Origin of the sequence: Rhodococcus sp. R1101, from assembly GCF_000278445.1 — a bacterium.
Taxonomy (GTDB): Bacteria; Actinomycetota; Actinomycetes; order Mycobacteriales; family Mycobacteriaceae; genus Rhodococcus; species Rhodococcus gordoniae.
Genome location: NZ_AJVB01000564.1, coordinates 1 through 2284, shown reverse-complemented (window position 1 = coordinate 2284; position 2284 = coordinate 1). Strand labels below are relative to the sequence as shown.

General features: G+C 68.5%; 2 protein-coding genes and 1 pseudogene. 2 read left to right on the top strand and 1 reads right to left on the bottom strand.

Annotation, left to right across the window (positions count from 1 at the left end):
- Together R1101_RS0121640 and R1101_RS31355 are read left to right on the top strand one after the other, a co-directional pair.
- Positions 1-1213, top strand: a pseudogene (locus R1101_RS0121640) (TPM domain-containing protein); the annotation flags it as partial.
- Positions 1214-1216: 3 nt separating this feature from the next.
- Positions 1217-1342 carry a hypothetical protein gene (locus R1101_RS31355; protein WP_016935333.1) on the top strand — a complete coding sequence of 42 codons (126 nt, stop codon included), beginning with the start codon at positions 1217-1219 and terminating at the stop codon, positions 1340-1342.
- An 82-nt stretch (positions 1343-1424) separates the two neighbouring features.
- Here the strand turns inward: R1101_RS31355 and R1101_RS0121630 are convergent.
- The coding region (locus R1101_RS0121630; RefSeq protein WP_016935332.1) for a glycine--tRNA ligase at positions 1425-2284 on the bottom strand (860 nt) is incomplete at its 5' end.

Below are 2284 nucleotides of genomic sequence, written 5' to 3'. Positions count from 1 at the left end.
GGTGGCTCCTTTCGACCGCGCCCATCGGCAGGCGCAGAATGCGTTGGCGAACGCCTTCGAGATCCGCCAGCGTCTCGACGACGACATCCCCGAGACACCCGACCAGCAACGCGACATGCTCGTGCAGCTGATCTCCTCGTGCGGGCAGGCCGACCGCGAACTCGAAGCGCAGGTCGAGGCATTCGACACGATGCGTGATCTGCTGCTCGATGCCCCGGCCCGTCTGGACGGCCTCACCCAGCGGGCGATCGCACTGCAGGCACGCATCCCGGAGGCCGAACGGATACTCGCGCAGTTGCACTCGGAGTTCCCCGCCGGTGCACTGACCCCGGTGGTGGACAACGTCTCACTCGCGCGAGAGGAGATCGCGTTCGCCGAGAACGCGATCGATCAGGGCCGCACCGCGGTGGCGCGACCGGTCGGCGAGCAGGGCGACGCCGTACGGGCGATCCGCGAAGCCGAGCGCGCCCTCGGTCATGCCGCGACGTTGCTCGACGCGCTCGATCATGCGGCCGAGGACATCCGACGCGCCATCGCGACACTCCCGGCGGCGATGGAGGATGCGGAGCAGGGCGTGGCGGACGCGAAACAACTCGTCGAGGCCGGCGGTCCCGCACTCGTCGACGCTCTGAAGGCCGTGCAGGAGGCACTCGAACACGCGCGCGCCGAACAGCACACCGACCCGCTGGGCAGCTTCACACGGGTCGTCGAGGCCGACGCGCGTCTCGACGAGCTGCGTGCCAGGACGCGGCAGGCCGAGCAGCAGGCCGCCGAGATGCGTCGCCGTCTCGAGCAGGACCTGGGCGCGGCGCAGGCGCAGGTCACCGCTGCCGCCGACTTCATCGGGACGCGTCGCGGGGTCGTCGGCGCGAAGGCCCGCACGCGTCTGTCGGAGGCCCAGCGCCACCTGCAGGCTGCGAGACAGGCCGCGGATTCCGATCCGGCCGCCGCCATCCAGTACGCGCGGACCGCTGCGTCGCTCGCGGTGGAGGCGCTGCGCAGCGCCCAGAACGACGTGCAGCGCTGGGACTATCAACAGCGCCCGCCGCGCGGCGGGTCGTCGGGTGGCAACATCGCCGGGGCCGTGCTCGGCGGCATCCTCATCAACAGTGTGCTCAACAGCGGGCGCGGCGGTGGCTTCGGCGGTGGTGGTTTCGGCGGAGGCGGCTTCGGGGGTGGCGGTTTCGGCGGGTCGAGCGGCGGACGCTTCTAGACCGTGCGCCCGATCGCGGCACGCGCACCGGGCACCGGCCTGGAATCGGTGATCCTGCACACCCGCCGCGGTGACGAAACCCGTTTCCGGGACGTGGACTTCGAGTACATCGATCGGCGCTCGACCTGAGCGCTACGAAACGCTCGGCTACGAAACGGCAGATGCCCTCCGGTCCGTCGGGACCGGAGGGCATCTGTGTCGATCAGGTCGGTCAGCAGCCGAGCAGGCGTTGCGCGAGATAACCCTCGACCTGGTCGAGGCTCACGCGCTCCTGCGCCATGGTGTCGCGTTCGCGGATCGTGACGGCCTGGTCCTCGAGAGTGTCGAAGTCGACCGTGATGCAGAACGGGGTACCGATCTCGTCCTGGCGACGGTAGCGGCGGCCGATCGCGCCGGCGTCGTCGAACTCGATGTTCCAGTTCTGGCGCAGCTTCGCGGCGAGGTCCTTGGCCTTCGGGCTCAGGTCCGCGTTGCGGCTGAGCGGCAGCACGGCCGCCTTGACCGGTGCGAGGCGTCGGTCGAGGCGCAGCACGGTGCGCTTGTCGACACCGCCCTTGGCGTTGGGTGCCTCGTCCTCGGTGTACGCGTCGACGAGGAAGGCCATGAGCGAGCGGGTCAGGCCGGCCGCCGGTTCGATGACGTACGGCGTGTAGCGCTCGTTGGTGGCCTGATCGAAGAAGCTCAGGTCGGTGCCGGAATGCTTCGAGTGCGTCGACAGGTCGAAGTCGGTGCGGTTCGCGACACCCTCGAGCTCACCCCACTCGCTGCCCTGGAAGTGGAAGCGGTACTCGATGTCGACGGTGCGCTTCGAGTAGTGCGACAGCTTCTCCAGCGGGTGCTCGTACAGGCGCAGGTTGTCCTTGTTGATGCCCAGATCGGTGTACCAGTTCATCCGGTAGTCGATCCAGTACTGGTGCCACTGCTCGTCTTCGCCCGGCTTGACGAAGAATTCCATCTCCATCTGCTCGAACTCGCGGGTGCGGAAGATGAAGTTGCCGGGCGTGATCTCGTTGCGGAAGCTCTTGCCGATCTGGCCGATGCCGAACGGCGGCTTCTTACGCGAGGTGGTGA